Source organism: Halomonas kalidii (genome assembly GCF_030010475.1).
GTDB lineage: Bacteria > Pseudomonadota > Gammaproteobacteria > Pseudomonadales > Halomonadaceae > Halomonas > Halomonas heilongjiangensis.
On sequence record NZ_JASCQN010000011.1, the window covers coordinates 90,899 to 98,485 of the forward strand.

The 7,587-nt window shown below is 64.9% G+C and carries 6 protein-coding genes; 4 read left to right on the forward strand and 2 right to left on the reverse strand.

The window, feature by feature from the left end; genetic code table 11:
* Positions 1-262: 262 nt before the first annotated feature.
* Genes QLQ85_RS02305 through QLQ85_RS02315 form a run of 3 tightly spaced genes read left to right on the forward strand, consistent with a single transcriptional unit; the run spans position 263 to position 3,854 of the window.
* Positions 263-1,180, forward strand: coding sequence for a sugar ABC transporter substrate-binding protein (locus QLQ85_RS02305; RefSeq protein WP_282737506.1), 918 nt, complete (start codon positions 263-265; stop codon positions 1,178-1,180).
* 54 nt (positions 1,181-1,234) lie between these two features.
* Complete coding sequence (locus tag QLQ85_RS02310; RefSeq protein WP_282737507.1) at positions 1,235-2,785, forward strand: sugar ABC transporter ATP-binding protein; 1,551 nt, start codon at positions 1,235-1,237, stop codon at positions 2,783-2,785.
* A 40-nt stretch (positions 2,786-2,825) separates the two neighbouring features.
* A complete protein-coding gene (locus QLQ85_RS02315) occupies positions 2,826-3,854 on the forward strand; it encodes an ABC transporter permease (RefSeq protein ID WP_326521365.1) in 1,029 nt (342 codons plus the stop codon).
* A 56-nt stretch (positions 3,855-3,910) separates the two neighbouring features.
* On the opposite strand, the gene QLQ85_RS02320 is transcribed toward QLQ85_RS02315, so the two are convergent.
* On the reverse strand, positions 3,911-4,654 hold the full coding sequence (locus QLQ85_RS02320; protein WP_282737508.1) for a sulfite exporter TauE/SafE family protein: 744 nt from the start codon (positions 4,652-4,654) through the stop codon (positions 3,911-3,913).
* Between the two features lie 103 nt (positions 4,655-4,757).
* Positions 4,758-5,780: a type I glyceraldehyde-3-phosphate dehydrogenase gene (gene gap / locus QLQ85_RS02325; RefSeq protein ID WP_282737509.1), complete on the reverse strand. Its 1,023-nt coding sequence runs from the start codon at positions 5,778-5,780 to the stop codon at positions 4,758-4,760.
* Between the two features lie 380 nt (positions 5,781-6,160).
* On the opposite strand from gap, the gene pyk reads away from it, so the two are divergent.
* On the forward strand, positions 6,161-7,587 hold a 1,427-nt coding region (gene pyk / locus QLQ85_RS02330; protein WP_282737510.1), incomplete at its 3' end, for a pyruvate kinase.

Here is a 7,587-nt window from a genome sequence, read left to right on the forward strand (position 1 = left end):
GACGAGCTGGTTTCCGTGACGTCCTGACGTCTCTCTTCCCCCGCCACGGCGGGGGTTTTTTCTTTCCGAGCAAGCAACTTGTCTACCGGGTGGCGTCAGCGTGATATCGAAATACACGTTCCATATATACCAAAGTATAGAACATTCCTTTTTGCATTTTCCCTCTATGGAATCTAAATTCCATGCACGGGCTTGAACAGACCCTGCGTTCCACCAGCCACGCTGGCAACAACCACAACGACAGATCCTCAGGAGAATTCTCATGAAACGCCTGCTGCTTGGCACCGCCATCCTCGCTACCTGCACCTCCGCCATGGCCCAGTCCATCGGTGTCTCCGTCGCACGCTTCGATGACAACTTCCTCACCTCGATGCGAAACGCCATGGAGGCCGAGGCCCAGGCCCAGGGATACGAGATCCAGTTCCTCGACGCCCAGGAAGATATCGGTCGCCAGCTCAGCCAGACACAGAATCTTGTCTCACAGGGCGTTGATGCCATCATCATCAACCCCGTGGACACAGCCGCAACTGGCAGTATTACCAAAGTCGCCGTGGAACAGGGCATCCCACTAGTCTATGTCAACCGTCAGCCTGAAGGCAGCGATCTCGACCACGACAATGTGGTTTTCGTGGGTTCTGACCAGAAGCGGGCCGGTACCCTGCAGATGGAGGCGCTAGCCGAGATGCTCGGCGGGGAAGGCAAGGTCGCCATCATGCTAGGCAACCTGGCATCTGGCGCTACCCATAAGCGCACTGACGGGGTCAAGGAAGTCGCCGCCGAATATCCCGGCATCGAGATAGTCGCGGAACAACCCGCTGACTACCAGCGCACCGAAGCCATCGACCTGATGACCAACTGGGTAGTTGGTGGTGAGCAGATCGATGCCGTTGCCGCCAACAACGATGAGATGGCCATTGGCGCACTCAACGCCATGCGCCAGTTGGGCATTTCACCGCAGGACATCCTGGTGGGTGGCATCGATGCCACACGCGATGCCCTCGAGTCCATGCAGCGTGGCGAACTGGCCGTCACCGTCTTCCAGGACCCGGTGGGCCAGGGAGGCGGCGCCGTCAAGGCCGCCATTGCCCTGGCTGAAGGCGAAGAGGTCGACGACATCAACCTGGTCCCCTTCCAACTGGTCACCCCCGAGACCCTCGAAGACTTCCTTGCCGATCAATGAGGCGTTCGGCCCGCCCGGCAGCGGGCCGGCCCCGAAGCCTCAGGAGGACCCAGCATGGCGACAATGACTGCTGAAGACCTGACCCCCGACACCGCCGAGTTCATTCTCGAGGTGGCCGATGTCCGCAAGACCTTTCCCGGTGTGGTGGCATTGGACAATGTCCAGCTCAAGGTTCGCCCGGGCACCGTGCATGCCCTGATGGGCGAAAATGGCGCCGGCAAGTCGACCCTGATGAAGATCATCGCCGGTATCTACATTCCCGACCAGGGCGAGGTGCGCCTGAATGGCAGGCCGCTGCAGTTGCACGGCCCGTTGGACGCCCTGGAAGCCGGCATTGCCATGATCCATCAGGAACTCAACCTGATGCCCTACATGAGCATCGCCGAGAACATCTGGATCCGGCGTGAGCCGCTCAACGCCTTCGGCATGGTGAACCACGACAGGATGAACCAGATGACCGAGGCGCTGTTCGAGCGTCTGGGCATCGACATGGAGCCAGACATGGAGGTTCGCCATCTCACTGTGGCCGGCCGCCAGATGATCGAGATCGCCAAGGCCGTCTCCTACGAATCCGATGTGTTGATCATGGACGAGCCCACCTCGTCACTGGCCGACCGCGAGGTGGAACACCTCTTCAGGATCATCAGCGACCTGCGGGCCCAGGGCAAGGGGATCATCTACATCACCCACAAGATGGACGAGGTGTTCGAGATCGCCGACGACATCTCGGTGTTTCGCGATGGCCAGTTCATTCACTCCGCCGCGGCCAGCGACATGACCTCCGACGAGATCATCAAGCTGATGGTCGGTCGCGAAGTCACTCAGATGTTCCCCAAGGAGGAGGTCCCGATCGGGGATGTGGTGCTGTCGGTGGACAGCCTCAGCCTGGAAGGTGTCTTCGAGGACATCAGCTTCGAGGTCCGCGCCGGCGAGATCCTCGGCCTCGCCGGCCTGGTGGGGTCGGGTCGCACCAATGTCGCCGAGACGCTGTTCGGCGTGACGCCACCCACCTCGGGCAGGATCGCCATCGATGGTAAGGAAGAAAACATCAGCTCGCCGCATCAGGCGATGCTGCGCGGCCTGGCGCTGCTCACCGAGGACCGCAAGGAAACCGGCCTGTTCCTGGGGCTCTCGGTCATCGAGAACATGGAAATGGCCGTGCTGCGGGACGGTTACACCCGGGCCACCTTCGTCGAACAGGATCGACTCGATCAGGAGTGCGATTCGATGAAGGAACGGTTGAGCGTCAAGACACCCTCCATGGATGAGCGTATCGGCAATCTCTCGGGAGGCAACCAGCAGAAGGTGCTGATCGGTCGCTGGCTGATGACCAAGCCTCGCATCCTGATTCTCGACGAACCCACCCGCGGCATCGACGTCGGCGCCAAGGCCGAGATCCACAAGCTGATCACCGAACTCGTCCGGCAAGGCGTGGCCGTGATCATGATCTCTTCCGAGCTGCCCGAGGTGCTAGGCATGAGCGACCGCATCATGGTGATGCACGAGGGCAGGGTCACCGGCTTCCTCGACCGCAGCGAAGCCAACCAGGTGAACATCATGCAACTCGCCTCCTCGCCGGTGGAGCCGCCGGTCGTCGAAGACTGATCATTCCCCCGAGCCACGGGTACCAATGAGGTAGAAGACAATGACCAAGACAATGGAAGCCACCGACCACCTGGAGGTGGTCCGCAAGCGCCGCAAGAAACTACCTACCGAGGTGAGCATCTTTCTCGTCCTCATCGGCATCGCGATCCTCTTCGAGATCCTCGGCTGGATCGTGCGCGGCGATTCTTTCCTGATGAATCCCCAGCGCCTGCTGATCATGATCCTGCAGATGTCGATCATCGGCATCATTGCCATCGGGGTGACGCAGATCATCATCACCGGCGGCATCGACCTCTCGTCGGGCTCGGTACTGGCCCTGACGGCCATGGTCACGGCCAGCTTGGCCCAGCAGTCCGACTACGTGCGTGCCGTCTACCCCGCACTGACCGATATGCCATGGATCATCCCACTGATTGCCGGTGTTCTGGTTGGCGCCCTGTGTGGGTTGATCAACGGTGCCTTGATCTCCTTCGCGATGATTCCGCCGTTCATCGCCACCCTGGGCATGATGGTCAGCGCCCGTGGCGTGGCGCGCGCCTACACCGATGGCCAACCCGTCAGCATGCTGACCGACGAGTTCACCTGGATCGGCTCCGGCGCCAACCCGGTGATCATCTTCCTTGCGGTGGCCGTGATCTTCCATATCGCCCTGAAGTACACCCGCTACGGCAAGTACACCTATGCGATCGGTGCCAACCCCCAGGCAGCCCGCGTGTCGGGCATCAACGTACGTCGCCACCTGGTACTGGTCTACACCATCGGTGGCCTGCTAGCCGGCCTGGCCGGTGTCGTGGCGTCTGCCCGTGCCGGCACCGGTCAGGCAGGCATGGGGCTGATGTATGAGCTCGATGCCATCGCCGCCGCGGTCATCGGTGGCACCAGCCTCGCCGGCGGTGTCGGGCGCATCGCCGGTACCGTGATCGGTGCCCTGATCCTCGGCGTGATGCTCAGTGGCTTCACCTTCCTGGGTGTCGACGCCTACTACCAGGACATCGTCAAGGGCGCCATCATCGTCGCCGCGGTAATCGTCGACCAGTACCGCCAGCGCAAGCGCAACAAGACGGCCTGATACCGATCGTCGCGTTACCTTCCGCTGCCACACCCCCGGTGTGGCAGCGTTCTTTTTCACCCCAGCGCCTTGGCCACCAGCTGCACGCCGACGATGGCCATGGCGAGGATCACCAGCCGGTAGAAGAGCCCCTCGCTGACCCGGTGCTGCAGCCACAGGCCGCTGCGCACGCCGAACCAGGCCACCGGCACCAGTACCAGTGACCCCCAGGCGCTGGTGATATTGATCTCGCCGAGCCACAGGTAGGGCGGCAGCTTCATCAGGTTGACCGCCGCGAAGGCGATGGCGCTGGTGGCGATGAAGGTCTCCTTGGGCAGCCGCCGGGGGATGAGGTAGAGGTTGAGCGGCGGCGCCCCGGCATGGGCCAGGAAGCTGGTGAAGCCGCAGCCGGTACCCGCCGGCAGCGCCCAGAACGTGGCAATGGGCCGGCCGGCCGCCGGCCTGAGCAGCATATAGGCGGCGAACAGCAGCGAGAGCACGCCGAGCAGCAGGCGCACGCCGTCCTCGTCGAGGGTGCCGGCCAACAGGGTGCCGATGACCACGCCGACCGCCAGCCCCGGCACCAGGCGGCGCACCTCGGCCCCGTCGTGGCGCCCCCACCAGGCCCTGACCGTGAAGGCATCCATCACCAGCAGCAGCGGCAGCAGCAGGCCGGCGGCCTCGATGGGGCCGATGGCCAGGGCCATCAGCGGCACGGAAAGGGTGCCGAAGCCCCCGGCGAAGCCGCCCTTGGAGACGCCGGTGAGGTAGGTGGAGATCACGATCAGCGTCCAGGCGAGCCAGGAGTAGTCGGGCAGCATCGGGCATCCTTGCGGGGAGTCGGGCATGACGAACACGAAAACGCCGGAGCGGTTGCCCGCCCCGGCGTTCGATCATACCGACCTGCGCGGTCAAGTCACCCTGTCAGGCGGCATCGCGCTTGGCGTTGCTCGCGGCCTGCATGGCCAGGGCGGTATCGAGCATGCGGTTGGAGAAGCCCCACTCGTTGTCGTACCAGGCCATCACCTTGACCAGGCGACCGTTCACCCGGGTGTGGTTGGCATCGAAGGTCGAGGAGTTGGCGTCGTGGTTGAAGTCGATGGAGACCAGCGGCTGAGCGTTGACCGCCAGCACCGGGGAGGCCTCGGCGGCCTTGGCGACGATGGCGTTGATCTCTTCCTTGGTGGTCTCGCGGCTGGCGGTGAAGGTCAGGTCCACCAGCGAGACGTTGATCACCGGCACGCGCACCGCCAGGCCGTCGAACTTGCCGGCCAGTTCGGGCAGCACCAGCCCCACCGCCGCCGCCGCCCCGGTCTTGGTCGGGATCATCGAGTGGGTGGCGCTGCGGGCCCGGTAGGGGTCGCTGTGGTAGACGTCGGAGAGGTTCTGGTCGTTGGTGTAGGCGTGCACCGTGGTCATCAGGCCGTTCTCGATGCCCACCGCCGCGTTGAGGGCCTGGGCGATCGGGGCCAGGCAGTTGGTGGTGCAGGAGGCGTTGGAGACCACCTTGTGCTCGGGCCCGAGCACCTGCTCGTTGACGCCGTAGACCACGGTGGCATCGGCATCGGGGCTCGGTGCGGAGATCAGTACCCGTTCGGCACCGGCAGAGAGATGTTTCGCCGCCGCCTCGCGCTTGGTGAAGAGCCCGGTGCACTCCATCACCAGGTCGACGCCCATGGCCTTCCAGGGCAGCTCGGCGGGATCACGCTGCGACAGGATGGCGATGCGGTCGCCATCCACGCTCAGGCTCTCCTCGTCGTGCTCCACCTTGAAGGGGAAGTGGCCATGCACGGTGTCGTGACGCAGCAGGTGGGCATTGAGGGCGGGGTCGCCCAGGTCGTTGATGGCGACCACCTGCACGCGATGGCGGTAGCCGTTCTCGTACAGGGCGCGAAGCACGTTGCGGCCGATGCGGCCGAAGCCGTTGATGGCGATCTTGAGCGTCATGACGTTCTTCCTCTCGCTCCAGTGGCGTCTGGTGGGTCGTGGCTGAGCCGATTGGCGGAGGGCATCCAGGCTTGGGCGACCGGCGTCGATCTCGTCCCTGCGTAACGGCCTGCGGCTCATCTGCCCCTCAATGTGGACCAGCCGACAGAAAGACTCAAGTACTTTTTAGTAACTTTACAACATATGGTTCTGCCGCGGCCAAGGTGCACATCTCACCGGAATGGCGCGCCAGGCGGAGATAGTTCAGCCTGATGCATCGATTCACCTGCCTGACACTCGGGGAGCAGCGCGACATCATAATCGGTCTTTATGTAGTAAACTTACCAGAAAAGCGCTATCGTAATCCGACAACAACACCGCCCCCACCGGAGGAGCCCGCCATGTCGAGCACACCGATCCACGATCCCATCCGCCGCACCAAGATCGTCGCCACCCTGGGCCCGGCCAGCGACCGCGACGGCGTGCTGGAGGCGATGATCGCCGCCGGCGTCGACGTGGTGCGCCTCAACTTCTCCCACGGCAGTGCCGACGACCACCGCCGCCGCCTCACCGCGGTGCGCGAGATCGCCGCGCGCCTGGGCCGCAGCGTCGCCGCACTCGGCGACCTGCAGGGGCCCAAGATCCGCATCGCCCGCTTCCGCGACGGCGCCGTGGACCTCGAGGAGGGCCAACCCTTCGTCCTCGACATGGCCCTCGACGCCAACGCCGGCGACGCCACCCGGGTCGGCTGCGACTACAAGACCCTGGCCGACGACGTGGTCCCCGGCGACCGCCTGCTGCTCGACGACGGCCGCCTGGTGCTCGACGTCAACCGCGTCGCCGACCACCTGATCCACACCTCGGTGGTGGTCGGCGGCCGGCTCTCCAACAACAAGGGCATCAACAAGCAGGGCGGCGGGCTCTCGGCCCCGGCGCTCACCGACAAGGACCGCGCCGACCTGGAGACCGCCATCGACATCGGCGTCGACTACCTGGCGGTGTCCTTCCCGCGCAGCGCCGCCGACATGCGCGAGGCCCGGGCGTTACTGGGCGAGGCGGGCAAGGAGATCGGCCTGGTCGCCAAGCTCGAGCGCGCCGAGGCCGTCGCCGACGAGGCGACCCTCGACGGCATCATCGAGGCCAGCGAGGCGGTGATGGTGGCCCGCGGCGACCTCGGCGTGGAGATCGGCGACGCCCAGCTGATCGGCATCCAGAAGCGCATCATCAAGCGCGCCCGGGCGCTCAACCGCGCGGTGATCACCGCCACCCAGATGATGGAATCGATGATCGAGTCGCCGCTGCCGACCCGCGCCGAGGTGTTCGACGTGGCCAACGCCGTGCTCGACGGCACCGACGCGGTGATGCTCTCGGCCGAGACCGCCGCCGGCGACTTCCCGGTGGAGACCATCGAGGCCATGGACCGGGTGTGCCTGGGCGCCGAGCGCGAGCGGATCGCCCAGGAGTCGGGGCACCGCATCCACGAGGGCTTCACCCAGATCGACGAGACCATCGCCCTGTCGGCGATGTACGCCGCCAACCACCTCGCCGGGGTGGCCGCCATCGCCTGCATGACCGCCTCCGGCTACACGCCGCTGATCGCCTCGCGGATCCGCTCGGGGCTGCCGATCGTCGGCCTCGGCCACAGCCCCATCGCCCAGCGGCGCATGGCGCTCTATCGCGGCGTGGTCTCGCTGCCCTTCGACACCAGCGAGATGAGCGCCACCGAGGTCAACGAGCGGGCGCTGGCGCTGCTGGTGGAGAAAGGCATTGCCGAGCCCGGCGATCATGTCATCCTGACCCGGGGCGATCACATGAACGCCCATGGCGG

Bases quoted from the DNA above. Each gene is read 5' to 3' on its own strand.
- QLQ85_RS02305 (WP_282737506.1), top strand. From the start codon at position 263: ATGAAACGCCTGCTGCTTGGCACCGCCATCCTCGCTACCTGCACCTCC.
- QLQ85_RS02310 (WP_282737507.1), top strand. From the start codon at position 1,235: ATGGCGACAATGACTGCTGAAGACCTGACCCCCGACACCGCCGAGTTC.
- QLQ85_RS02315 (WP_326521365.1), top strand. From the start codon at position 2,826: ATGACCAAGACAATGGAAGCCACCGACCACCTGGAGGTGGTCCGCAAG.
- QLQ85_RS02320 (WP_282737508.1), bottom strand. From the start codon at position 4,654: ATGCTGCCCGACTACTCCTGGCTCGCCTGGACGCTGATCGTGATCTCC.
- gap (WP_282737509.1), bottom strand. From the start codon at position 5,780: ATGACGCTCAAGATCGCCATCAACGGCTTCGGCCGCATCGGCCGCAAC.